Genomic DNA, 22,908 nt, shown 5'->3' with positions numbered 1-22,908 from the left:
AAATAATGAGTATCTTTAAACGTTTGCGTGACCTGACAGTAGCTTCGGTAAATGATGCATTGGATTCAATGGAAGATCCGGTAGTAATGCTGAATCAATATATGCGTGACATGGAAGTAGAAATCGGACAAGTTGAAGTAGCGGTTGCCCGTCAGGTTGCACTGGAAAAGAAATTCCGCCAGCAATTGGACGAAGCCAATGCTCTGATCGAAAAACGCGATCGTCAAGTCAAGCTCGCCTTGACTGAGGGAGAAGATGAGTTGGCTCGTCGAGCACTCGCTGACAAGAAGCAGTACGAAGGCCGTGCAGCGGAATATGAAGCTCTCTACCTGTCAGCATCCGAGGCAGCTACGCAAATGCGCGAGAAGCTGGCTGAGCTGAAGGAAGAGTTCTATAAAATGCGTGCGAAAAGGTTCACACTGATGGCACGTGCACAAGTAGCTCGTACACAAAAGCAAGTGAATCAAGCAGTTGTCGGTATCGGCAATCAGTCCGCAGGCCGTGGCTTCGCCCGCATGGAAGAGAAAGTCATGCGCATGGAAGCAGAAGCGCAAATGAGTGGACAATGGCGCCAAACGAACCGCGCTTGGGAGAACGCTTTGTCTGACCTGGAAAAGGATGATCTCGATGCAGAACTTGCCAGCATCAAAGCATCCATCAATGAAGTGAAAACACCGGTAGCTAAACCAGTACAATCCTAATTCGACAGGAACTGGGGGACTGGGTGTAGAATAGATTGTGTCAATTCGGCAGCCTGTGTATATCAGGCTGCTTTTCCCCTAGGAGGTACGATTCTTGCAGGACTTCTTGGTCTTTTTGCGACGGTTTATCGCTGAGCCTGGACGCGTCGGTAGTATAATCCCTAGCTCTCGTTTTTTATGTGAGCAAATGTTGAAAAGCGTCGATTGGGCTTCAACCGATGTGATCCTGGAGCTGGGACCTGGTACAGGGGCATTTACCCAAACGATCTATCAGCGCTTGCGTCCCGGCACACAGTACGTGCTTGTGGAACGAGATTCCCATTTTCGCTCTATGCTTCAATCACGTTTTCCCGATCTTCCTGTCAGGGAGGAAGCGACTAAACTTAGGTCTTACTTGGAGGAGCAGAACCTTGCAGGTGCAGATGTCATTATCTCAGGTCTGCCATTCGCCAATTTTCCACAAGAGCTGCGGGCAGCAATTCTGGACGAAGTTCAATCTGTACTGAAGCCAGGGGGCCTATTTATTACATTCCAATATTCGCTACAACTCCAAGCTGAGTTGCAGGATCGTTTTCCCCGGGTCAAGATCGACTTTACCCTGTTGAACATTCCGCCTGCATTCATCTATACCTGTCGTAATGGTCAAAGTGAAAACGATCAGCATGGGGCGTGAGAGAGGAGACTTTTGTGAAACTGTCCCGTTTGCACAAAATGTTGGCTGGTATCCTGATTATTTTTACGGGAATCGGCCTTTTGTTAGATAGTTTGGGTATCATTTCGTTCGGTCTGTTTGATTTGTGGCCGATGGTGCTTATTTATTTCGGCCTTCGTTTGTGGGGGCAGAAAACTAGGATTGGCGGAGGGATTCTAATCTCCCTGGGGACCATCATCGCGATGGATATGTGGTTTGGTGTCGGGATCGATGATTTGTTCCAGATTGCAGTGCCAATCGTGTTTATTTATTTCGGGTTTCAGTTGATTCGGGGCAAGAGCAGCAGACAAGATCAACGTGCGAATCAACCTTTAGGCGATAGGGAGACCCCGTCTGCTGCGGAGACGATTATGACAAGTGATGCGAGTGTTCAGAGTGACGTAAAGGTTTCAACAGAGGAACGCCCTTGGCTAGACAGTTGGAATAAATGGAAGCATGTTAGTGGCAAAATTCCTCATCACGATGGAATGTCTTCATCACCTGACGACACGTTGCCAAAAGATTCCCGCAGTTCTCTGATTGGAGATTATCACCTGACCTCGGGGCGTTTTGAACTGAATCACTTACATGTCTGGCATGGAATCGGGGATGTCGTGATTGATCTTTCCCGGGCAGTGTTGATACGGGATGAGGCGATTCTTGTCGTAGAGGGCTGGGTAGGCGATGTGACGATTTATGTGCCTGTCGATCTTCCTGTATCGGTAACGGCAGGGTTGAGTATTGGTGACCTGGAGGTGCTAAGCCACCGTCAGGGAGGTATCAATCGCAGTGTTAAGATTCGTTCAGATCAGTATGATGAAGCATTGCAAAAAGTAAACTTGCATATCTCGCTGCTTGTCGGCGATATAAAAGTCAAGTACATCTAGGAGGTACTGGCGGATGCGTCGACAGCGATTGGCAAGTATTCAGTGGCAATACGTGCGCTATGGCATGTTACTGGCCGTCAGTGCAGTTACTGCCGCGTTTATTTGTTTCTTTTGGCTATACTTTTTATGGAAAGATCATCCGGGGATTCATCGGTGGTACAACGAAGTAATCAGCGACCGCAACTTCGTGTGGTGGCTTGAAGAATATATAGGCATTAATCTGCCTGCCGATCCAGAGGGCTTGATTCAGCTTGCTGCTTTTGTTGTCTCTTTGCCTGCAGGTGTCTTAGTAGCATTGATCATTTCCTATATCATCGGGAATTTGTTGAAAAAGAGACTCAGTGTACTGTGGGAAGCTGCCATGAAACTTGGGCGCGGGATGCTGTCGTATCGGGTTCCCGAATTGGGAGTCGATGAAGTTGGCGAATTAGGATGGCAGATCAATCGCTTGGCTTCGCAATGGGAAGAGCAAGTGGCATCCTTGCAGCGGCTGTCGAACCACAATGCGGCTCTCGCAGAACAATTGAAGCATGCAGCGGTAACAGAGGAGCGACAGAGATTGGCGAGAGAACTGCATGATGCAGTCAGCCAGCAGTTGTTCGCCATCGCTATGACGACGGCGGCGATGAAGCGGCTTGTAGAAAAGAATCCTCAACGTGCAGCACAACAGATTGAATTGGTCGAAGAGATGGCAGCAGCTGCACAAGCGGAGATGAGGGCATTGCTCTTGCATCTTCGTCCGGCTACGTTGCAAAACAAGTCATTGAAGGAAGCCGTTCTGGAACTTTTAGATGAGCTGACGCGTAAAAATACCATGCAGCTAACTTGGGAGATCGAAGACGTCGAAGGTTTGCCGAGTGGAATTGAGGATCATTTATTCCGCATTTTGCAGGAATCCTTGTCCAATACATTGCGGCATGCCAGAGCTACCCAGATTACAGTGAAGCTGTTTACGCTGCAAGAGCAGGTTCGCCTGCGAGTAACGGATGACGGTGTTGGTTTTGATCCGGATGGGGAGAAAATGACGTCCTACGGTTTACGCAGTATGCAAGAGCGCGTAGCAGAGGTCGGAGGCTCCATGGAGATTTACTCGGCAATTGGGAAGGGGACGCAAATTGAGGTGCGTATTCCTCTAATGTCACAGACGGAACGGGAAGGGTGAAGGCTCGGTGATTCGGGTACTACTGGTAGATGATCACGAAATGGTTCGGATGGGTCTGGCTGCTTATTTGTCTACAGAGGACGATATTGAAGTCGTAGCAGAGGCAGGCAGTGGAGAAGAAGGCGTGCGGATGACGCAAGAGCTGCGCCCGGATGTCGTTCTGATGGATTTGGTCATGGAAGGCATCGGTGGTGTGGAAGCGACTCGGCGTATTCGTGAAAGCTGTCCTTCCAGTAAGGTTATTGTTTTGACTAGCTTTATTGATGATGAAAAGGTATATCCGGTCATTGAAGCGGGGGCATTCAGCTACTTGCTGAAGACTTCACGTGCGGCCGAGATTGCAAAGGCAATCCGCTCTGCTGCGGCGGGTGAGCCAGTTTTGGAATCGAGGGTAGCAGGAAAAATTATGGCCCGTTTCCGTCACGGTCAAGAGTCCCATCCCCATGAGCAACTAACGCCGCGTGAATTGGAGGTTTTGAAGCTGATCGGTCAGGGCAAGTCCAACCAGGAGATTGCAGATGAGCTGATTATCGGGATCAAAACGGTCAAGACTCATGTGAGCAACATTCTTGCCAAGCTGAATGTGGAGGATCGCACGCAAGCGGCTATTTACGTGCATACACATAGCTTAGGCTAATCACATACCATCATGAATAGGTAAACGCGCCAAAAAGCTCCTCGGGTAACAGGGGCTCTTTCGCGCGTTTACTTGTTTAAACCGTTTTTCTTATACACAAGCCGTGAGTTTTTTTCGCAGATGTGGTAAAGATAGTAAGTAACGAATGATAGATGACGGAAAGGAGGGACGGGCTATGAGGCACAAACCTCAAACACGCTCCAAGGTGCTTTCGGCTGACAATGGTGTGGATATCGTCGGCGATGTTCACGGCTGTTACGACGAATTTATAGAATTGCTCAAACGCTTGGGATATGAACAAACCCGAGACGGTACATATCGCCATCCCCACGGCCGAAAGCTCCTTTCCCTCGGTGATATCACGAGTCGTGGGCCTTACTCAATCAAGATGCTGCAATTTTTTCACCATCATATCACGGCAGGTCTGGCTGAGATGGTAGATAGTAACCACGGATGGAAAGTAGCTCGCTGGTTGGATGGCAGACCAGTGACATTGGCTCACGGAGATGAAAAGGTAGAAGAGGAGATTCGGCTGTATCAGCAAGAATACGGACCGAAGAAGGCCTCCTTGCTGCGAGAACAGAGTCGCAGATTGCTATTTTCTTCGCCTTCGCACATGATCATCAAACGGAATGAAAAAATAGTAGCGGTCGCCGTTCATGCGGGGATTCGCGATGATTACATAGGAATGGATTCGCCTGCGGTATACACGTTTTGCCGATATGGCGATGTGGCAGGGACGGGACCGGATGGGCGCCCGATCCGTAGAGAATGGGCAAAAGAACGAAAAGTGACTTCGCCCATAATCGTATGGGGACATGATCCGCATCCAGAGCCAAAACGAAAAAATGGCACCATCAACATCGACCAGGGATGTGTCTTCGGCGGAATGCTAACCGCCTATCGCTACCCAGAGGACGAATTGGTGAGTGTGCCAGCAAAAAGAAACTATTCGGGCTTAGCGGATACGCCACTTACCCGTTTTAAGGCAGACGATTAAAGGGAGACGTTACGTTTTAAGCTTTTCGAATAAACGCTTCAGGATGACAGCTTGTGCCCAGAGTGGCAGAGGTTGGTCAGGCTGTTGACGCCATTGTTCGTCGGTTAATAAGCCTTGATCATACAGCCAGTTGACGGCTTCCTGCTTCCAGTCAGGCACATTCCCTCCTCCGTTTCCAGGAGAAGTGGTGGGAGCAAGGGTCGGTGCTGCAGTAGGTTTTGGAGTAGAAGTAGGAGTCGTAGGGGGCTGGTAAGGAAGTTTAGCGTACGTGCAAAATGCCCGGATTACCCCTTCCGCGAGATCTCGCCAATCCTGTTGCAGTTTATTTGCGTCCAAAGCATTGTCAGCAAAGCCGTATTCGACGATTACTGTCTCCACGCTGCCAGTCTCCCGGTGCATGAAGTAGTAATCGAGTCGCGGATTATCTGGCAGTGTCCGCGTAAAAATGCGTCGATTCGGCATCCCTTCCGCTGCCAGGGCATCCTGGATCAATTGGGGAAAGGTTGGGGGGCCATAAATCGAGTAAATGACCTCGGAGCCTCGGCCGCCACCTGAGTTAATATGGTTGGATATACAGTAGCGAGCGCCGCTGTTTCGAACCAGGGCAGTCCGATCCTCACTCGTCAGAGTCACATCGGTTGTCCGTGTGATCGCGACAGGAATATTTAAATCCAAAAAGCGATTATATTGGTAGAGCGATATTTGCAAATTCATATCTTTCTCGGTAAATTGCGTGTTGTTGCCTCCGCCTGGATCACTGCCACCGTGTCCAGCGTCCAGAATCACAATTGGAGCCATAGTTGCTTCACCTCTTGCTATTAGAATATGCTTGAAACAAAGATGTTGTTGAGGGCAGTGTTCTCATTTTCCAAGTTTTCTAATCACAATTTACAGAAGATAGCCCAACTATGGTACAATAAAAGAGTTCATAATTACGTATAGAGGATGGTAATGTATTGATGGCTTGGTACAACTGGGTAATTCCAATTGTTACATTGTTAATCGGTCTCGCTGGTGGATTTTATGGAGGGACTTATTTATTGAAAAAACAAATGTCCAACATGCAAATGGACGAAAAGCAGCTTCAAGCCATGGCCCGTTCAATGGGGATGAATCTCAACCAAAAGCAGCTTAAACAAATGAGCCGTACGATGAAAAACATGAAAATGCCAAATAAATTCGGGAAGTAGCGTGAAAGGGAGTGTCGTTTAATGGGGGCGACCCGGCTGCGCTACACGATGATCGGTTTTATTGTTGGAGTGTTTATCGTGTATTTGAAAGACCTGCCGCTTGCTGAAGGAACTCGGTTTGCGGCCCCTTTTTACGGAGCGGGGATTGGACTGCTCATTGACGGCATCATTTTACGTATGAAAAAAAGAAAGCAAGAGTAGGGGAAGAGCCTGGCGAATGATGCCAGGCTTTTTTCTGTTGGAAAAGGGCTTTATTTTTCAAGAGATTCAGCAAAATACCGGATGATAAAATCACAGAATTTGCGTGCTGCCAGGGAGAGATATCTTTTTTCGTGCCGAATCATTTGAAAATGTCGCTGGCAGATCGGGTGTTCGATCGGAATCATGACAAGGTGAGGGTCTTCCTCCCGACTGATACAACCGTAGAGGGCGATGCCAAGACCTGCGCGGACCAGCTTTTGGATAGAGCCGGGATCATCTACCCGACAGGCGAATTTGGGGGTAATCTCTGCTTTTTGAAAGAACTGATCGTACAGCATTTGGATGGGAAAGTCCTCTCTGTAGCCGATAAAGGACTCTTCAGCCAGCTCGCTTAGTCGAATACTGGTTTGTTTGGCTAGGTGATGGGTGCGGGGGACAGCTACGTGAATATCTTCTTTCAATACGGGCGTAGTCAAAATATCCGGCACCCTGATCGGCAAATGCGTGAAGCAAATATCCACTTCGCCTGACTCCAGGAGGGTTGCCATTTCTTCAATGGAGGCTTGCGTGATTTGGAAATGAACATCGGGATGGAGGGCGAGAAACTTGCCCAACGGTTCTGATAACAAATCCAAGGTCGACGTTGCCAGATGAATACGACCATGCTCCATTCCGGCCAGATCCGATACGACTTTTTGACCTTCCTCCAAGAGGTTCAGTGCTTTATCTACACGCTCCAAATACGCCTTCCCAAATGTATTCAGCCGAATACGTCCTCGCTCGCGGTCAAATAACGGAACCCCGACATCCTCTTCCAACCGAGCAATCGTTTTGCTGAGAGCAGGCTGAGCAATCCGCAGCTCTTGGGCGGCTTTCGTCATATGCTGCCACTTGGCCACTGTTCGGAAATAGTGCAATTGCAACAATTCCATTTGATTCAACTCCATATACTCAGGTATATCAACTACATGTCAAAAGATATATTTTTGTTTATTTTAAAATCATTATAAACTACAACAACAAGCAAGGCCAACAATCACCTTCCCGGGAAGAATCGGTGATAACGAGAGGTGTCTTTCCAATATGCAAACCGAACCACAACAACAATCTGCTGAAAAAGTTCTTCGCGTACTCGTGTTTACCCTCATGATTACGGTGATGAGTGCTACGATGTTCAATATCGTGTTACCGCAAATCAGGACAGAATTTCATTTATCTTTTAGCCAAGTAAGCTGGGTGACGTCTGCCTTTTTGTTAATCTATGCGGTTGGAACCGTGATGTACGGAAAGCTAGCCGATTCCTACAAGCTCAAACATTTGCTTACATTCGGATTGATTCTATTTGCCATCGGCTCCGTTATCGGGTTTTTCGCTCAAAATTATGGCATGGTGTTATTTGGGAGAATTGTGCAGGCAGCAGGAGCTGCAGTTGTTCCGGCGACGTCTTCCATTATTCCGGTGCGTTATTTTCCCCCAGAGAGTAGGGGGCGAGCTCTAGGGATCTCCATGACCGGGATGGCAATCGGTAGCGCATTAGGTCCTGTTCTTTCCTCTTTGCTGGTCAGTCTGCTCGATTGGAGATGGCTGTTCTGCATGCCGTTGTTCACGCTTTTTGCCGTGCCTTTTTTCCGTAAGTATTTGGAGGAGGAGGAGCGGGAGGCTGTCAAAATGGACTGGATCGGCGGTGGGCTTCTCGCCATAACGATTGCGTTGCTTTTGCTATCTATTACGAATCAGAGCTTGTTGCTCGCACTGGGGTGCATCCTCGCATTCCTTCTGTTCTTGGTAAGAATTCGGACGACCGCAGAACCTTTTGTTCGTCCTGGCTTATTCCGGAGCAAACGCTATTCGCTCGGGCTGGTTATTGCCTTTTTGATGATAGGGAGTGGTTATTCGTTCGCTTTCCTTAGTCCACAGTTGTTGGCCAATGTGAATCATCTGGCACCGGGGCTCATTGGCTTTGTCATGGTACCGGGAGCAATTGTGACCGCGTTCTTGGGGAAAAAGGCCGGGATTCTTGCAGATAAGAAAGGGAATTCGTATTTATTTTACACAGCGTCTGCGCTACTTTTGAGCAGCTTTGTCCTCTTCTCTTCCTTTGCGGGAGTATCCCCGTTCCTCATTGCCGTTTTTCTGATTTTTGGTAATGTCGGACTATCGTTTATGATGATTTCGATGTCAAACGCAATCTCGCAGTCGCTACCAAAGGAACAGATCGGCGTCGGTATGGGACTGATGGCAATGCTGAATTTTATTGCAGGTGCACTTGCCGCTACCTTGTACGGCAAAACGATTGATGGAGGAGCTGCTGTGAGCTGGAATCTGTTCAATAGCTATCCAGGAGCGTCCGTCTATAGCAATATTTACTCCGCTTTAGTGCTCGTGATACTGGGTCTCGCCGTCCTATATTACAGACAGTTCGGCCGCAGCTCGGTGAGAGAGATCAATTAATTGGGTTATTAAAATTAATTTTATTGATAGCCTCCATTGACAATCAGATATAAACCGAATAAAATTTCAAACAATAATAACAATAACGCGAAGAACGGGAACAGTAAGTGGACTGATCTGTTTAGAGAGCTGCGGGATGGTGCAACGCAGTCAGAGAAGCCAGTGAAGCTCGCCCGGGAGCGGCAGGACTGAACGAGATGTAGCGCTGCATCGAGCAGTAAGTTCTGACGGTTAACCTCCGTGATCGGGTTGTGCTGATCGACTAGGATCAGTACATGAGGTGGACTTCTGGCGAGTAGCTGGGGTCAACGAGAGTGGTACCGCGATAGACAAGGTCTGTCGTCTCTTCGATAGAGACGGCAGGCCTTTTTGATTTTCACAACGACATAGAACAAACGCGAAGAACGGGAGCTAGTAAAGCAAATTTCTTGTCCAGAGAGCTGCGGGTAGGTGCGACGCAGTCAGGAAATGCTCGAATCTCACCCGGGAGCGGCAAGGTTGAAAACATACAGTAGACCTTGACGGATCGTCCCACGTCATCGGGACAGCGAGGTGGATTCTCTTTTGAAAAAGAGGGGATCAACGAGAGTGGTACCGCGGCAGCCAAAAGCTTGTCGTCTCTTGTATATGGAGACGGCGGGCTTTTTTTATTACGGAAAATACGACTAAAAAAATTGAGGAGGCATTACCCATGACAAAACGAATCCATATTTTTGATACGACACTGCGTGACGGAGAGCAAGCGCCAGGAGCGTCTCTTTCGCCTGAGCAAAAAATCGTGATAGCAAAGCACTTGGCAGACCTCGGCGTAGATGTCATTGAACCGGGCTTCCCAATCTCCAGCCCTGGTGACTTCATGGCGGTGCAACGTATTTCGCAAGAGGTGCACGGCGTGGAGATTTGTGGCTTTGCTCGTGCGGTGAAAGAGGACATCGACGCTGCTGTTCGGGCTACACAAGCGGCCGAGCGTCGCAGACTCCACATGTTTCTGTCATCCTCCAGCATTCATCTGGACTTCCAACTCCGCAAGTCAAGAGAGCAGGTGATTAAGATTGCCCGCGAGATGATTGCGTACGGAAAACAGTATGTAGACCGGATTGAATTTTCCCCGATGGATGCGACACGTACTGGCGATGAGTTTTTGTTTGAGATGATCGAAGCGGCAATTGAAGAAGGGGCGACCATTATCAACATCCCCGATACAGTAGGGTACGCACTTCCAGAAGAGTATGGGGCCATGTTCACTCGTGTCATGAAAAACGTTCGTGGCAGCGACAAGGTGGAGTTCAGTGCCCACTGTCACAATGACCTGGGACTCGCGGTTGCAAACAGTTTGGCAGCGATTCGAGCGGGGGTCACTCAAGTCGAGGTAACAGTCAACGGGGTCGGTGAGCGGGCAGGGAACTGCTCCTTGGAAGAGCTGGTGATGGCAATTGAGACGCGAAAAGAAGCATTGGATGCCGAGACTGGCATCAGACCGGAGCACATTTACACCACTTCGCAAAAGGTGAGCCGTGCCATGAGCTTCCCGATTGCTTTCAACAAACCAATTGTCGGTCGCAATGCCTTTCAGCACGAAGCGGGGATTCATCAGGACGGTCTCTTAAAAGAGCGCAGCACGTACGAAATCATGGACCCGGAGAGCTTGGGGGTACCTCGCAACATGATCATTCTCGGAAAGCACTCCGGTCGCCATGCGATCAAGCACCGCGTAAACGAATTTGGGATACAGCTGACCGATGAGCAGATGGAGACACTGTACGTCCAATTTAAAGAACTGGCTGACAAGCAAAAAGTTGTCCAGGATCATCAGTTGCTTGAGCTGGTAGGACATACGGTGAACGCGGTACTGGAGCCATTCACACTGGTCAATGCGCAAGTGCTCACCGGCACATCCGGACATCGTATGGCTTCCTGCACGATTACGAACAATGCGACAGGAGAAGAACAAGCATACTCTGGCACCGGAGAAGGACCGGTTGAGGCATTGGTAGCGGGCATCAAGCAGGCACTGCCGTTCGACGTGGAGTTTACGGACATGGAGCTGTATTCATTGTCGTCGGGAGAGCATGCGACAGGCGAAGCGATCGTGACGGTCAGCGCCAATGGAAGTTATTTTAAAGGAGTTGCCGAGCATCGAGATGTACTGATGGCGGTCGCGCAGGCGTTTATGGCGGCGAGCAATCAGGCGGTGCGTGATCATCAAGCCAAAACTGTAGCAGTCGGGGCCAACTAAGAGCCAAACATAAAAAGTCAGCCTGTAGATGTTTGCAGGCTGACTCATCACGTGCTTATGGCTGTAGTGGGGAGCAGAATATTTCCAGACTAGGCTTCAGGCTCCGTCCTGCTGGGGGATAAGACTGCCCGCTCCGAAGGGATTCGCGGGGAAACGCAAAAGTGGTAGCCGCTACGTCGTATGGGCACGGTTGCGTTTCTTTTGCCCGCGAATCCCTTCTCCGCTCGGTAGGACTCCACAAGTCGCTACGTCTGGAAATATTCTTCTCTAGCGTTGCTGATGACATTCTTTCGTTCTTTTAAAGTCTTTAAAACCCGTTCAAGAACGGGACAGCTCGTAGAGGAAACAGGAGAAATAAGCGAAGATCTTAGGGACGCCGACCGAGACGGAATGCAAAAAGCGAAACACGGTCTTAAGCGTCCACCTCTGAAATTACTTCGGTGAATGGACTACTTTGGACGCGGTTTCGCTTTTTGCATGGAGTCGTGCAGAGGGTCCCCCAGGGGGTGGCCCTAGAATCTGAGCGTTTTCTCCTGTTTCCTCCCCACCACTACAGCAACACACAAGAAGTTCTTTAAACTAAGCTGTAAAAATCAACTCATACACCATCTTCACGATCAAGGTAATGGATACGACCAAGAACAACGGACGGACATAACGTACTCCCGTTTTGATGGCCATTTTGGCACCAAGGTTAGCGCCCAAAAGCATCGCGATCCCCATGATGAGACCAGTCATGAAAACGACCTTGCCTTCCATTGTGAAGACAAAAAGCGCCGAAATGTTACTGGCCAGATTCAAAATTCGGCCATTGCCGGCTGCAATCACAAAATCATAGCCAAACAACAGCACCATCAGAAAAACAAAGAACGAACCGGTTCCAGGCCCGAAAAATCCATCGTAAAAGCCGATTAAAAAGGTAAAAGGAATCCCGATGCCGAGCGTAAATTTGGTCAGCCCTTTGTAATTGGAATCTTGACCAAAACGTTTGTTGAAAAGGGTGTAAACGAAAATGAGTGCCATCATGATAACGACAAGGATCTTCAAAAACTCCTGGGGAACGAACAGTACTGTTTTCGCTCCGAAATAAGCGCCGATCAGCGAGACGGGAAATAAGATCAGCATGAGCTTCTTGTCAAATTTACCGCTCTTGATAAAGGTGTAGGAGCTGGTAGCAGATGAAATTGTGCCGGCCAATTTGTTCGTGCCAAGAGCAAGGTACGGGGGCATTCCTAGACCAAGCAGGGCGGGGAGGGAGATGAGTCCGCCTCCACCAACAGTACTGTCAATGAATGCTGCAACGAATCCAAAGACGGCGAGAAGTACGATCGTTGATAAGTCCATTTCCACTAGATATCACCTGATTCTCTTCGTTTGTAATAATCCAAGTCTAGCACGCTCTGTTTTGTTTTCAAGATAGAAATCTTTGAAATAATAAATAGATTAATATACTTTGCATACCGATTTGTTGAAAAACTGTTTGGGTTACAGTATAATGAAGTCGTAAGCTTGACCTACATAATTTGAGGAGGAATGTTACAATGGCACATCAACTTCCTGCATTGCCTTATGCACACAACGCTTTGGAACCACATATCGACGCGCAAACCATGGAGATCCACCACGGACGCCACCATGCTACTTATGTTAACAACCTGAATGCAGCTCTGGAAGCACACGCTGACCTGCAAGGTAAAAGCATTGAAGAGCTGATCAGCAATCTGGATGCTCTGCCTGAGTCCATCCGCACTGCTGTTCGCAACAACGGTGGAGGCCACGCTAACCACACACTGTTCTGGGAAATCATGAGCCCGAATGGCGGCGGCGCACCAACTGGTGAACTGGCTGACGCAATCAACGCGGCTTTCGGAAGCTTTGACAACTTCAAAGCTGAATTCGCAAAAGCAGCTACTACTCGTTTCGGTTCCGGATGGGCTTGGCTGACTGCAGAAGGCGGAAAAGTAGCAATCAGCTCTACTCCTAACCAAGACAGCCCAATCATGGAAGGTAAAACACCTATCCTTGGTCTGGACGTTTGGGAGCATGCTTACTACCTGAACTACCAAAACAAACGCCCTGACTACATCGGCGCGTTCTGGAACGTTGTAAACTGGGATGAAGTTAGCAAACGTTTCGCAGCAGCGAAGTAATTGTAACTTTACCTGTCAAAAGGCTTGTCGTTCTTTAGGAGCGGCAAGCCTTTTTTGTTCAAAGGAAAGAAACGGCATCGATTCTGGATACACTTGTAACTGTGATGATTATGAGATATAATACTTACTAAAAGTAACTAAGTTTAGAAAGTATAGAGGAGAGTGTACGCATATGATGCCGTCTTTTTTCATTGCACATGGTGCCCCGTTACTTGCCATAGAAAACAATGCCTATACAGAATCACTGAATCAATTGCCTGGCCTGCTCCCGCGCAAGCCACGTGCTATTGTCATTTTTTCCGCTCACTGGGAAGCCTATGATCAAATGGTGGGAACCATGGACACCTTCCCGACCATTCACGATTTTGGCGGTTTTCCGCAAGCGTTATACGAAATCGAGTATCCGGCAAAAGGAGATCGTGAAGTAGCGGATGAGACAATCCGACTTCTTCAGGAAGCTGGTATTCCTGTCGCTTTGAACACGACAAGAGGCTTGGACCATGGCCACTGGGTTGTTTTGCGCCATATTTATCCGGATGCAGATATTCCTGTTGTTGCCTTATCGGTTAATCCGAACCTGACTGTAAAGGAGCAATATCAGATCGGCAAAGCACTCAGTCCGCTCCGCGAAAAAGACATTCTGATCCTCGGCAGTGGCGGAACCGTCCATAACTTTTCCTATATGAACCTGAGAGAGTCCGATAGTGATACTTTTGAGTGGGCGGAACAATTCGAAGACTGGCTGCAAACAACATTGACTGACTGGAATGTCGAGGATCTCGCCAACTATCGCGAGGTTGCTCCACATGCCGAAAAAGCTGTTCCCGCGTATGGAACTGAGCATTTTGTTCCGCTTGTGTACGTCATGGGAGCTGCCGATGATGAACGTACAGCGAAGCGTCTGCATATGAGCATCCGTTATGGAAGTCTCAGTCACACCCTTTGGCAGTTTGGTGATACGAAATAATGACCGTGCACATGGAGGATGTTTATCTGGAGTATAAGTCATTACTGTTTTCCCTTGCGTACCGGATGACTGGCTCGGTAACGGAAGCGGAGGACATTGTTCAGGATACTTTTCTTGCGTTGGCAAGTACCGACATCCAAGACATTCACCATGTAAAAAGCTATCTGTGCAAAGCGGTGACCAATCGCTGTCTGGACTTATTAAAATCAGCCCGTTGGAAGCGGGAGCAGTATGTAGGGGAATGGTTGCCGGAGCCGATGCTGGACGCTTCAGAAACCAATGATCCCCTGCAAACGGTGATTGCCGAAGAAGCAGTCTCGTATGGCTTGCTTGTTCTATTGGAGAATCTACCGTCGATGCTACGGGCCGTTTTTGTGCTCCGAACGGTACTCGACTACGAATACAGCGAAATTGCCGCGATGCTCGAAATGACCGAAGTAAATTGCCGGAAGAAGTTTAGTCTTGCGAGAAAAAAGCTTGCTGAAGCAGGATATCAGGCGATCGTCCCTCAGCCGAATCGGACTTCGGGCTTGGTAGAACAGCTAATGCAGGCCATCTCCAAGTCAGATGCGAAGTCGTTGATAGGCCTTTTGACAAAAGATGCTGTGTTTGTCAGCGATGGTGGCGGGAAAGTCCGTGCGGCTATTCATCCCATTTTCTCAGACGAGCGGATTACTGCCTTCTGGATGGGGGTATGGCCGAAGTGGGCTTCTCATGCTACCATGCAGATTCGCTCGATGAATGGCCAAGATGGAATCGCCGTCTACTCCGAAGGTCAGTTGAAAATGATCATCCAGATCACAATGAATGAAGAAGAAGATCGCATTGCACGCTTGTACATGATGGTCAATCCAGATAAGCTTGCCCATTTGCAAAAAGAAAATGAATGATTCGTCACAAGAAAGACGCTTCACTCGTCTTTGAGGTTGAAAGCAAATTCGAGTGGAGAGGACAGATGAATGATGCAAGCTAGACTCAATCATCGTGCAGCAAATCCCGAGGCGTATCAAACCATGCTCAAGCTAGAAGGTTTCGTGAATGGGAGCGGCTTGGACAAAAAACTAATTGAGCTGATCAAAATTCGTGCTTCCCAAATCAATGGCTGCGCTTTTTGCATGGATAGGCATACCCAGGATGCGCGCAAGCTCGGTGAAACAGAGCAACGCATTTATTTGCTCAGTGTATGGAGAGAATCCGCGGTTTACACAGAGGCAGAGCGCGCTGTCCTTGCTCTGACAGAAGCGGTCACGGTCATTACGGCAAACGGTGTTTCTGAAGAGCTCTACCAGCAGGTTCGCGAGCATTTTGACGAGAACCAGTACGTTGCCTTGATTATGGCAATCAATACAATCAACTGCTTGAACCGAATCGCGATTTCCACAGGAATGAGTGCTCCGTATAATAAGTAAAGATCAGTCAAGCAAAAGACACGCCTCTTATGAAAAGGAGCGTGTCTTTTTGCGTTGCTATACATCCATCTCGACTTTTCTGCCTGGATAGAACTGGTTCTCTTCGGAAAGAGGATTGCCTTTGGCGGTCAGCGCAGTAGGCGTAATCCGGAAAATGGCGGTTGTACTGCCCATCGAAGAACGATACTTGATGACATGCTGCAAAGGCAACGGTTCAGAATAGTAGCCGGGGACGTACTTGTCGATCATGGATTGCATCGCATCGCGCATCTCCTCAGGTTCAGAAACACGCTCAATGGTCCCTGCGATAAACACACTCATGTAAGCCGTATCGATATGGGCAGGCACAGGTGAGGCGATTGTGCCGTACTCCTCACAAACACTGAAGCATACGCGGTTGTTGCCATTGATCATTTCGATTTTTCTGCCAGAATCCGCGCCGTGAAAATAAATGCAGCCATTCCACCAAGCAAAATTCAAAGGCAGGATGTACGGCTCGATTTCATTGGACAAGCCGAGATGGCCGACCTTTGCCACTTGCAAAAACTGGTCAATTTGCTTCTGATCAGTAATGGTACGTTTGGAATAACGAATTGGTATCATGTCGAGTCCCCCAGTCTGTCGTTGTTATTTTGATCGTAATGGGTAATTGACTAGGAGAACAGGTGCAATTTCGGTAAAAATGAACGGGTCAGATGACGAAAAATAACCGCCCTCTACTGGCAAGGGCGGCAGTCTCGTCGATTACGAGCGTTTGGAATCCAATTTTTTGGTAAGCTGGTCTTCTCCGCGGTGGATCCAGCCGACGAAGGAATCGCGAATGGTCAGATCAAAATCGAGGTAGACCACGGCGACGAACATGTAGTGACTTTTCCCTTGAAAACGGGAGCGGTAGCGCAGATCAATCCATTTGACCTCATAGCCAAAGGAACGCTCCTTTGTTTCTACATGCACATGATGGGTAAAGGCGAGGAAGGATTGGACTTTGTAACTTTTTTTGGCTGCCGCAATCCGCTCATTTTCCGGTTTGATGGAGAAGGTGTCCAGGATGACGACGTCCCCCGAAATGACTTCACCTACATACCAATGCTGGTCTGTCTTGGCTACGAAGGTCCAATACGTCCAGGAAAGAGTAGGGATGATGGTGAAGGTACCAGCTTTGCCGATTCGCTGACGAACCAGCTCGGTGGTTCGTTTTTGCGTCTGATAGCGCCAGTAGTAGTAACCCGCAATGATCACGTATATCCATAAAAAGACGTGTCCAGGATGCGCGCCTGCCGCCCATAGCATAAAGCCGACGAGATGAGCAGCGAAAATGAACGGATCGAAAATGAAAATGGCGTTGAGCGCCACCCATTTATCGCGAAACGGGTACAGGCCCTTTGTGCCATAGGAATTGAACAAGTCAACGAAGACGTGTAAACAGACGGCCAGGAATATCCAGCCGAGCAAATGCAGCCAATGGGGCTGTGGCATCATGGCCTGGATGAGAACGAAAATGGCTCCAGTCCAGAGAAATAGAGCGGGAACCGAGTGAGAAACGCCTCGGTGGTTGCGAATGTAGGCAGCGGTACCACGAAGGCGGACTAAGCCATCCAAATCAGGTGCCTGCGAGCCAATGACCGTACCAATCATGACGGCCACTGCAAGTGACGGAGTAGAAGCTACGACAGGATCAAGATAGGCGAGCCCGGCCAATCCAAAGCCCATGGCAAAATGTGTGGCTGTATCCATGGAATCGTTGTCTTCCTCCCTTCCTTCCACTTTTATTGTTTATTATAGCGTTTGCCTACGGTTAATTCCCGCCCGTTCTGAAAATATTTGTGTGCTTGTTCGCACGGGGTGGGAAGGGTATGATGAAAGCGTTGAATCGTTAAAGGAGGAACATGTCGCATGCTAACGGTTTTCATTGAATACAAGCTGGATACTGAAAAACGGAGTCACGCTCTGCAATTGCTCACCTCGATGGCTCAGCGAATGGAAGCGATGGGTGCACATCAGTATCGCTTAATGGAGGGCTTGGATCAGCCCGGTCTGTTCGTCGAAACGTTTGAGGTCGAGACTGTTCACGTATACGAAGAAATCAAGGCAAACCGATTGGCAGACCAAGACTTTTGCGACTGTATTTCCGGTGGAGCTGCGAAACTGCATGTGTGGGCGTTTCGTCCCGTGGAACTGGGTTGAAAAGGAGTAGAGTAAACGGAAATGGCAAGAAAAAAAGAAAGCTTGAAATATACACTTCCTGAACAATTTCATGTGTTTGGCTTTGCCCAGGATTTGCTGGCCTGGTACGACTCACAAAAGCGGGATTTGCCTTGGCGGATCAACAAAGACCCATATCGCATCTGGGTATCGGAGATCATGCTTCAGCAAACACGTGTAGAGACCGTTAAACCTTATTATGCGAATTTCATGGAGAAATTTCCGACGGTGAGTGATTTAGCGAAAGCGCCCGAGGATGATGTCTTAAAAGCGTGGGAAGGACTCGGTTATTACTCCCGCGCGCGCAATCTTCAAGCCGCAGCCCGCGAGGTAACGGTTCGCTATGGAGGAGTTGTGCCGGATACACCAGAAGAGATCGCTACACTAAAAGGTGTTGGTCCGTATACAGCAGGTGCCATTCTTAGCATTGCCTATGAAAAGGCGGAGCCGGCTGTGGATGGAAATGTTATGCGTGTTTTTTCACGCCTGCTGTATTTAACCGATGACATTGCCAAGCCTGCCACAAGAATCAAAATCGAGCATCTCGTACGCCAAGTCATTCCAGAGGGAAGAGCGGGAGATTTCAATCAGGCTTTAATGGAGCTGGGAGCGATGGTCTGTGTGCCGCGCACTCCGCAATGCTTGACCTGTCCGGTGTTTGACTACTGTATGGCGCGTCAGGAGGGAGTGGCAGAAGAGCTGCCGGTCAAAGGCAAAGCCAAACCTCCACGTCCTGTTGATCTGCAAGTAGGCATTATCATTCGCGACGGCAAAGTATTGATGAACAAACGCCCCGATCAAGGGCTTCTCGCTGGCATGTGGGAATTCCCTACTGTTGAAACCGAACAGGAAAGTGATGCTGCCAAGCAGGAGGCACTTGCAATCGGTTTGCGTGAACGATTCGGAATCGATGTAGAAGTCATGCAGCCGCTAGGCACGGTTCAGCACGTCTTCTCCCACTTGCAATGGAACATGCAAGTATGGTCCTGTGACTGGATCGAAGGGGAAGAGCTCCCCGCTCATGCAAGATACGCAGCTTGGGAGGAATTAGATGCTTACACCATTCCAATGGCGCATCAAAAAATTCGCGAGCTGTTGGGACAAAAATAACAAGTAGGCAACGCTGTCGAGCATTTCTCGGCAGCTTTAATTTATTTCATCAAACCGATGTGACGCAAGCCGTGAGATATCCCTCCATCATCGACGCGGCGCGTTACATAATTGGCATGCGGCAGCAAAGCCTCATGCGCATTGCCCATCGCGATCCCCATCCCGACATAGGAGAGCATTTCTTTGTCATTCAGACCGTCTCCAAAAGCAACTGCCTTGCTTGGCGCAAGCCCGATATGCGAGAGGAGCGCTTCAATACCGATAGCTTTTGAACCGCTTTTCGCAAAAACATCCATACAATACTCATGCCAGCGTATAAACGAGAGAGCAGGAATCTCTTCTCTGTACTGTCGTTCGTGTGTATCTGGTGTAAACAACAACGCTTGATAAATATTTTCAGAATGGGCAAAGTCCGCATTGTGATCGGGGGAATCAAGCTTCAATTGCTGAAAGGTCCAATCCAAATACGGATGCTGCTTATGGGTAGAAAAGCCCGCCGTACTGCCTTGAAACACGATGGGATGGTCGTGCTGAGTCGCAATCTGCTGCAACTGTTCGAGTGTTTTGGTCGGGATTGGGTGATCATAAATGGTTTTTCCTTGATAGACGACATATGCGCCATTGCAACTGACATACGAGTCGATGCCGCATTGCTGGGCAAGCTCGTCAAAATAATAATGAGCTCTGCCTGTTGCTAAAACGACCTCGATCTTGTTTCTTTGCAGCTCTTGAATGGCTTCGAGTGTATCCGGTGGTATGATTTTCTCTTCATTGACAAGTGTTCCATCAATGTCTAAAAAGACGATTTGATACTCCATGATTTCACTCCCCACTTTTCTCTTTTGAATCCATTATAGAGCTTCGAGAGAGGGGAAGAGCAGTGGAAAATAAAAAGATCATGCCCCCGCAGACATGATCTTTGTAAAACTGTTTCTTTTTATCGAATCAAAAACTCTGGAAATTGTGTGACGATCTGATGCTTTTGTTCTTCGAGGCGTTTCAGCGCTTGTTGTTGCATGTATTTTGCTTCCATTTGCTTCGGTGTCAATTTCCGTTTCTCAATAATGATTGTGAAGAAAATCATTGGAATGTACATGAGTGTATCCCTCCCATCCCGTTAGTTTGGTGCAGTCAGCTGCCATCTATCGCTTTGACTCCTGTAAACCTCATCATCTGACGCCGTTGTTTGTTTTTCATACCAAAATCCCTCCTGTAGTCAAGTAATCGTGTTTCGTCCATTAAATGCGGCTCACAAATTGTGCTGCTTGAAAAGCATGTTCTTCGGCGCGTTCTTCGAGATAGCGACAGCGTGCAGATTCTGCGAAAAGTGTCTCCGCTTGTTCCTTGTTGCGTTCAATCTTGACTGTGAAAAGCAAGAAGTTCAGTACCATTACCAATCACCCCCTTTCAAGGTGGAAAATGTTAATTGATGAGAAAGAAAAAGACCACGGGCGAAAGCCTGCGGTCTTCTGGCAACAAAAACGGACATGCCGTTTTGAAGGACATAGAAAGACCACAAGCAACAACGCCTGTGGTCGGTAATAGACGAAATGGAAATGTTGAAGAGTACGAATACTACTGGAATTCGTCGACCCAGGAGGCGCTGCTATATTTAGTTGGAACATCCACAAGACGATCAATAAGAGCTGGATTTAGATTCATTGCTATCATCATCATGGTGCTGCCTCCTTTCTTTCCGTAGTAGTAGTGTGTGGAACGTACTCTTAGAATATGGCATTTTTTTCTTGTTGTAAAGCGATTTTTTACCTATTTCTAGAAGAAAGTATATTCTGAATATAATAAAAAATAATAAATAATAAACGAATGTGCAGTTTGGTGGGTAAATGAAGGTTTGCAATGAGCATATAGCGGGTATCCATATAGGACAATCATGACAAGTAGAAAGGTGATGCTAGCGAATGAAAACACCCAGACTGACTGTAAAAACCAAGCTAATCGCTACATTTTCCACAATATTAGTGATCCCCATGCTCTTGCTCGGGTTGCTTTCTTACCAGAGTGCCAAGGCTGAGTTGTCAGATGAATTGCTTACGACTGCCTCTGAAAATGTTCGGCTGATAGATGCGCTTTTGAATCACACACTGATGGAGCAATCGAGGAATGTGGAATGGATTGCTTCTGATATTGTACGCCATGACATCTTAGAAGAGACCAAAATGGAGACGAAAAAGAAATTCAAGCGTTTTCTCGCAATGAACCCGGAAGTGAGTGAAGTGTATATTGGGGACGAAAATGGTGGCATGCTGACTGCGAATGATTCGAAGCTTCCAGAGGGATACGACCCGCGAAAGAGGGATTGGTACATAGCAGCCATGAAGCAACCAGGCAAGAGCATCATTGTGGACCCATACATTGATGCCATAACCGGAAAAATCGTGTTGGGAATGGCGATGTCCTTGCCAGATAAATCCGGTGTTCTGGGAATTGATATTCAACTGACAGCTCTGGACGCGACGGTCAAGCAAGCGAAAATCGGTACCCAAGGATATATGGCGATTTTGGATAAAAACCGAAAAATGCTAGTCAATCCAAATGGAGAGTCTGGTGTTGAGATTGCAGAGTCTTGGGTAGATACTGTATATGCAGAAGAGTCAGGTCGCTTACAATTTCAGCACGAAGGAAACCCTGTCCAAGCCGTGTTTACTACGAATGAAAATACGGGCTGGAAGCTGGTTGGCGTGATGTATGAAAGTGAAGCAGCAGAAGCAGCAAATCCGATTTTTTACACGATGCTCGTGATTATAATTGCTGCGTTGGTGGTAGCTGGCGGAGTCATTTACCTGATTTTGCGCTCCTTACTCCGTCCTTTGCGCATGTTGACAGAAGCAGCGGAAAAAATAAGCCAAGGCGATGTGACACAACAAGTAGATATACGAAGTGACGATGAGTTGGGTACGTTGGGCAAAGCCTTCAATCATATGGCGGTATCTCTTCGTTCCTTGCTCCATTCTGTGAATGATTCTGTTCAGCAACTGGCTTCATCGGCAGAGCAGCTCGCTGCAAGTGCGGATCAGACAAGCAAAGCGACAGAGCAGATTGCAGAGACCATGCAAGAAATGGCGGAGGGAACCGAGCAGCAAGTTTCCCATACGCAAGAGGGTAACGCAGCAGTCGAGCAAATGTCGGCAAGAATTGGTCAGATCGCAGAGCATACACAAAACGTATTCACTGCAGCCCAGGAATCGTCGGACTTGGCAGTGACCGGAAACAAAGCCATTCAATCTGCTGTGTTGCAAATGAACGCATCCAGCGAATCGATTCACGGACTGGCAAACGTCGTGGATAATCTGGGGACGCGTTCCCAAGAGATCGGAAACATCGTGGATGTGATCACTGCCATCGCAAACCAAACCAATCTGCTCGCACTAAATGCAGCAATTGAGGCGGCACGAGCAGGGGAGTATGGACGAGGCTTTGCTGTGGTGGCTGATGAGGTACGCAAGCTGGCAGAGCAATCCGCAAGCTCGGCACAGCAAATTAGTCAGCTAATCACCGCGATCCAAGCGGAGACAAATCATGCTGTGATTGTTATGGATCAGAGCAAGCGTGAAGTAACGGAAGGTATCGAAAAAGTGAACGAAGCTGGCCAGTCCTTCGAACAAATTCAATCAGCCGTCAATGAAGTGGCAGAGAAAATCGGTCAGGTATCTGAAGCGACGCGTGATTTCTCCACAAGGGCACAGCAAGTGGTTGAGATTATTGGTCATATTTCCGAAGTGACACTGCAAGCGTCTGATGGAACACAAAGTGTATCCGCAGCTGCCGAGGAGCAGCTAGCTTCTATGGAAGAGATCGCTTCTTCAGCCGTTTCTCTTGAACACCTCGCGGAGGAATTGCAAAACCAGATCGGCAAATTCCGTATCTAAAAATAAGCCCGGCGCCGTGTTTATATA

26 protein-coding genes and 2 other annotated features are annotated in these 22,908 nt (G+C 48.3%); of the genes, 18 read left to right on the top strand and 8 right to left on the bottom strand.

The window, feature by feature from the left end:
* The first annotated feature begins 5 nt into the window (after positions 1-5).
* From HP568_RS24260 to prpE, 6 genes are all read left to right on the top strand, one after another.
* Positions 6-701, top strand: coding sequence for a PspA/IM30 family protein (locus tag HP568_RS24260; protein ID WP_048031407.1), 696 nt, complete (start codon positions 6-8; stop codon positions 699-701).
* Between the two features lie 94 nt (positions 702-795).
* Positions 796-1,374, top strand: coding sequence for a class I SAM-dependent methyltransferase (locus HP568_RS24255; protein WP_048031408.1), 579 nt, complete (start codon positions 796-798; stop codon positions 1,372-1,374).
* A 14-nt stretch (positions 1,375-1,388) separates the two neighbouring features.
* The gene (gene liaF / locus HP568_RS24250; RefSeq protein WP_048031409.1) at positions 1,389-2,279 is read left to right on the top strand and encodes a cell wall-active antibiotics response protein LiaF; all 891 of its coding nucleotides are present in this window, start codon (positions 1,389-1,391) and stop codon (positions 2,277-2,279) included.
* 13 nt (positions 2,280-2,292) lie between these two features.
* Positions 2,293-3,441 carry a HAMP domain-containing sensor histidine kinase gene (locus HP568_RS24245; protein ID WP_048031410.1) on the top strand — a complete coding sequence of 383 codons (1,149 nt, stop codon included), beginning with the start codon at positions 2,293-2,295 and terminating at the stop codon, positions 3,439-3,441.
* A gap of 7 nt (positions 3,442-3,448) precedes the next feature.
* Positions 3,449-4,078, top strand: coding sequence for a response regulator (locus HP568_RS24240; RefSeq protein ID WP_007721557.1), 630 nt, complete (start codon positions 3,449-3,451; stop codon positions 4,076-4,078).
* Between the two features lie 175 nt (positions 4,079-4,253).
* Positions 4,254-5,078: a bis(5'-nucleosyl)-tetraphosphatase PrpE gene (gene prpE, locus HP568_RS24235; RefSeq protein WP_048031411.1), complete on the top strand. Its 825-nt coding sequence runs from the start codon at positions 4,254-4,256 to the stop codon at positions 5,076-5,078.
* 9 nt (positions 5,079-5,087) lie between these two features.
* Here prpE and HP568_RS24230 read toward each other — a convergent pair whose 3' ends face one another.
* Positions 5,088-5,876 carry an N-acetylmuramoyl-L-alanine amidase family protein gene (locus HP568_RS24230; RefSeq protein WP_048031412.1) on the bottom strand — a complete coding sequence of 263 codons (789 nt, stop codon included), beginning with the start codon at positions 5,874-5,876 and terminating at the stop codon, positions 5,088-5,090.
* A 161-nt stretch (positions 5,877-6,037) separates the two neighbouring features.
* Here HP568_RS24230 and HP568_RS24225 point away from each other — a divergent pair, with 161 nt between their 5' ends.
* Together HP568_RS24225 and HP568_RS24220 are read left to right on the top strand one after the other, a co-directional pair.
* Positions 6,038-6,268 (top strand): YneF family protein, encoded by a 231-nt coding sequence (locus tag HP568_RS24225; RefSeq protein ID WP_047073685.1) that lies wholly within the window; start codon positions 6,038-6,040, stop codon positions 6,266-6,268.
* 21 nt (positions 6,269-6,289) lie between these two features.
* A complete protein-coding gene (locus HP568_RS24220; protein ID WP_012684743.1) occupies positions 6,290-6,469 on the top strand; it encodes a hypothetical protein in 180 nt (59 codons plus the stop codon).
* A 50-nt stretch (positions 6,470-6,519) separates the two neighbouring features.
* Here the strand turns inward: HP568_RS24220 and HP568_RS24215 are convergent, their stop codons facing one another.
* Positions 6,520-7,401 carry a LysR family transcriptional regulator gene (locus HP568_RS24215; RefSeq protein ID WP_048031413.1) on the bottom strand — a complete coding sequence of 294 codons (882 nt, stop codon included), beginning with the start codon at positions 7,399-7,401 and terminating at the stop codon, positions 6,520-6,522.
* A gap of 151 nt (positions 7,402-7,552) precedes the next feature.
* Between HP568_RS24215 and HP568_RS24210 the strand changes: the two genes are divergently transcribed.
* Complete coding sequence (locus HP568_RS24210) at positions 7,553-8,920, top strand: MFS transporter (protein ID WP_048031414.1); 1,368 nt, start codon at positions 7,553-7,555, stop codon at positions 8,918-8,920.
* An 81-nt stretch (positions 8,921-9,001) separates the two neighbouring features.
* Positions 9,002-9,270: a binding site (T-box leader), on the top strand.
* A gap of 41 nt (positions 9,271-9,311) precedes the next feature.
* Positions 9,312-9,545: a binding site (T-box leader), on the top strand.
* Between the two features lie 66 nt (positions 9,546-9,611).
* Positions 9,612-11,156: a 2-isopropylmalate synthase gene (locus HP568_RS24205; protein WP_173630455.1), complete on the top strand. Its 1,545-nt coding sequence runs from the start codon at positions 9,612-9,614 to the stop codon at positions 11,154-11,156.
* Positions 11,157-11,735: 579 nt separating this feature from the next.
* Here the strand turns inward: HP568_RS24205 and HP568_RS24200 are convergent.
* Entirely contained in the window at positions 11,736-12,506 is a 771-nt protein-coding gene (locus tag HP568_RS24200) for a sulfite exporter TauE/SafE family protein (protein WP_047073690.1), read from the bottom strand.
* 191 nt (positions 12,507-12,697) lie between these two features.
* Between HP568_RS24200 and HP568_RS24195 the strand changes: the two genes are divergently transcribed.
* From HP568_RS24195 to HP568_RS24180, 4 genes are all read left to right on the top strand, one after another.
* Entirely contained in the window at positions 12,698-13,306 is a 609-nt protein-coding gene (locus HP568_RS24195) for a superoxide dismutase (RefSeq protein ID WP_012684750.1), read from the top strand.
* A 172-nt stretch (positions 13,307-13,478) separates the two neighbouring features.
* Positions 13,479-14,273: a dioxygenase family protein gene (locus HP568_RS24190; protein WP_173630454.1), complete on the top strand. Its 795-nt coding sequence runs from the start codon at positions 13,479-13,481 to the stop codon at positions 14,271-14,273.
* Positions 14,273-15,163 (top strand): RNA polymerase sigma factor SigJ, encoded by an 891-nt coding sequence (gene sigJ, locus HP568_RS24185; RefSeq protein WP_173630453.1) that lies wholly within the window; start codon positions 14,273-14,275, stop codon positions 15,161-15,163. The genes HP568_RS24190 and sigJ overlap by 1 nt, the downstream gene beginning before the upstream one ends.
* 72 nt (positions 15,164-15,235) lie before the next feature.
* A complete protein-coding gene (locus HP568_RS24180; RefSeq protein WP_173630458.1) occupies positions 15,236-15,682 on the top strand; it encodes a carboxymuconolactone decarboxylase family protein in 447 nt (148 codons plus the stop codon).
* A 57-nt stretch (positions 15,683-15,739) separates the two neighbouring features.
* Here HP568_RS24180 and HP568_RS24175 read toward each other — a convergent pair whose 3' ends face one another.
* Together HP568_RS24175 and HP568_RS24170 are read right to left on the bottom strand one after the other, a co-directional pair.
* Entirely contained in the window at positions 15,740-16,285 is a 546-nt protein-coding gene (locus HP568_RS24175) for a pyridoxamine 5'-phosphate oxidase family protein (RefSeq protein WP_173630452.1), read from the bottom strand.
* A gap of 141 nt (positions 16,286-16,426) precedes the next feature.
* Complete coding sequence (locus tag HP568_RS24170) at positions 16,427-17,416, bottom strand: metal-dependent hydrolase (RefSeq protein ID WP_048031420.1); 990 nt, start codon at positions 17,414-17,416, stop codon at positions 16,427-16,429.
* A gap of 159 nt (positions 17,417-17,575) precedes the next feature.
* On the opposite strand from HP568_RS24170, the gene HP568_RS24165 reads away from it, so the two are divergent.
* Together HP568_RS24165 and mutY are read left to right on the top strand one after the other, a co-directional pair.
* Positions 17,576-17,866, top strand: coding sequence for an MFS transporter (locus HP568_RS24165; protein ID WP_173630451.1), 291 nt, complete (start codon positions 17,576-17,578; stop codon positions 17,864-17,866).
* 21 nt (positions 17,867-17,887) lie between these two features.
* Positions 17,888-18,994, top strand: a complete 1,107-nt coding sequence (mutY, locus tag HP568_RS24160; protein ID WP_048031422.1) for an A/G-specific adenine glycosylase — start codon at positions 17,888-17,890, stop codon at positions 18,992-18,994.
* Between the two features lie 41 nt (positions 18,995-19,035).
* Here the strand turns inward: mutY and HP568_RS24155 are convergent, their stop codons facing one another.
* The 3 genes from HP568_RS24155 to HP568_RS24145 all read right to left on the bottom strand — a co-directional run bounded on the left by HP568_RS24155 (position 19,036) and on the right by HP568_RS24145 (position 20,385).
* Complete coding sequence (locus tag HP568_RS24155) at positions 19,036-19,812, bottom strand: Cof-type HAD-IIB family hydrolase (RefSeq protein WP_173630450.1); 777 nt, start codon at positions 19,810-19,812, stop codon at positions 19,036-19,038.
* A 119-nt stretch (positions 19,813-19,931) separates the two neighbouring features.
* Positions 19,932-20,090 (bottom strand): YrzI family protein, encoded by a 159-nt coding sequence (locus tag HP568_RS24150; protein ID WP_111914411.1) that lies wholly within the window; start codon positions 20,088-20,090, stop codon positions 19,932-19,934.
* Between the two features lie 142 nt (positions 20,091-20,232).
* Complete coding sequence (locus HP568_RS24145; RefSeq protein WP_017250143.1) at positions 20,233-20,385, bottom strand: hypothetical protein; 153 nt, start codon at positions 20,383-20,385, stop codon at positions 20,233-20,235.
* 38 nt (positions 20,386-20,423) lie between these two features.
* Here HP568_RS24145 and HP568_RS24140 point away from each other — a divergent pair, with 38 nt between their 5' ends.
* Positions 20,424-20,696 (top strand): hypothetical protein, encoded by a 273-nt coding sequence (locus HP568_RS24140; protein WP_173630449.1) that lies wholly within the window; start codon positions 20,424-20,426, stop codon positions 20,694-20,696.
* Positions 20,697-20,913: 217 nt separating this feature from the next.
* Positions 20,914-22,881: a methyl-accepting chemotaxis protein gene (locus tag HP568_RS24135; RefSeq protein ID WP_173630448.1), complete on the top strand. Its 1,968-nt coding sequence runs from the start codon at positions 20,914-20,916 to the stop codon at positions 22,879-22,881.
* Positions 22,882-22,908 lie beyond the last annotated feature (27 nt).

It is taken from the genome of Brevibacillus sp. MS2.2, assembly GCF_013284345.1.
Classification (GTDB): Bacteria; Bacillota; Bacilli; order Brevibacillales; family Brevibacillaceae; genus Brevibacillus; species Brevibacillus brevis_C.
The sequence above is the reverse complement of the archived record's forward strand: the minus strand, read 5'-3'. Positions and strand labels throughout refer to the sequence as shown.

Excerpts from the sequence above, each read along its gene's own strand:
- HP568_RS24260 (WP_048031407.1), top strand. The coding sequence starts at position 6 with ATGAGTATCTTTAAACGTTTGCGTGACCTGACAGTAGCTTCGGTAAAT.
- HP568_RS24245 (WP_048031410.1), top strand. The coding sequence starts at position 2,293 with ATGCGTCGACAGCGATTGGCAAGTATTCAGTGGCAATACGTGCGCTAT.
- prpE (WP_048031411.1), top strand. The coding sequence starts at position 4,254 with ATGAGGCACAAACCTCAAACACGCTCCAAGGTGCTTTCGGCTGACAAT.
- HP568_RS24230 (WP_048031412.1), bottom strand. The coding sequence starts at position 5,876 with ATGGCTCCAATTGTGATTCTGGACGCTGGACACGGTGGCAGTGATCCA.
- HP568_RS24225 (WP_047073685.1), top strand. The coding sequence starts at position 6,038 with ATGGCTTGGTACAACTGGGTAATTCCAATTGTTACATTGTTAATCGGT.
- HP568_RS24220 (WP_012684743.1), top strand. The coding sequence starts at position 6,290 with ATGGGGGCGACCCGGCTGCGCTACACGATGATCGGTTTTATTGTTGGA.
- HP568_RS24215 (WP_048031413.1), bottom strand. The coding sequence starts at position 7,401 with ATGGAATTGTTGCAATTGCACTATTTCCGAACAGTGGCCAAGTGGCAG.
- HP568_RS24210 (WP_048031414.1), top strand. The coding sequence starts at position 7,553 with ATGCAAACCGAACCACAACAACAATCTGCTGAAAAAGTTCTTCGCGTA.
- HP568_RS24205 (WP_173630455.1), top strand. The coding sequence starts at position 9,612 with ATGACAAAACGAATCCATATTTTTGATACGACACTGCGTGACGGAGAG.
- HP568_RS24195 (WP_012684750.1), top strand. The coding sequence starts at position 12,698 with ATGGCACATCAACTTCCTGCATTGCCTTATGCACACAACGCTTTGGAA.
- HP568_RS24190 (WP_173630454.1), top strand. The coding sequence starts at position 13,479 with ATGATGCCGTCTTTTTTCATTGCACATGGTGCCCCGTTACTTGCCATA.
- sigJ (WP_173630453.1), top strand. The coding sequence starts at position 14,273 with ATGACCGTGCACATGGAGGATGTTTATCTGGAGTATAAGTCATTACTG.
- HP568_RS24180 (WP_173630458.1), top strand. The coding sequence starts at position 15,236 with ATGCAAGCTAGACTCAATCATCGTGCAGCAAATCCCGAGGCGTATCAA.
- HP568_RS24175 (WP_173630452.1), bottom strand. The coding sequence starts at position 16,285 with ATGATACCAATTCGTTATTCCAAACGTACCATTACTGATCAGAAGCAA.
- HP568_RS24170 (WP_048031420.1), bottom strand. The coding sequence starts at position 17,416 with ATGGATACAGCCACACATTTTGCCATGGGCTTTGGATTGGCCGGGCTC.
- HP568_RS24165 (WP_173630451.1), top strand. The coding sequence starts at position 17,576 with ATGCTAACGGTTTTCATTGAATACAAGCTGGATACTGAAAAACGGAGT.
- mutY (WP_048031422.1), top strand. The coding sequence starts at position 17,888 with ATGGCAAGAAAAAAAGAAAGCTTGAAATATACACTTCCTGAACAATTT.
- HP568_RS24155 (WP_173630450.1), bottom strand. The coding sequence starts at position 19,812 with ATGGAGTATCAAATCGTCTTTTTAGACATTGATGGAACACTTGTCAAT.
- HP568_RS24150 (WP_111914411.1), bottom strand. The coding sequence starts at position 20,090 with ATGTACATTCCAATGATTTTCTTCACAATCATTATTGAGAAACGGAAA.
- HP568_RS24145 (WP_017250143.1), bottom strand. The coding sequence starts at position 20,385 with ATGGTACTGAACTTCTTGCTTTTCACAGTCAAGATTGAACGCAACAAG.
- HP568_RS24140 (WP_173630449.1), top strand. The coding sequence starts at position 20,424 with ATGAGAAAGAAAAAGACCACGGGCGAAAGCCTGCGGTCTTCTGGCAAC.
- HP568_RS24135 (WP_173630448.1), top strand. The coding sequence starts at position 20,914 with ATGAAAACACCCAGACTGACTGTAAAAACCAAGCTAATCGCTACATTT.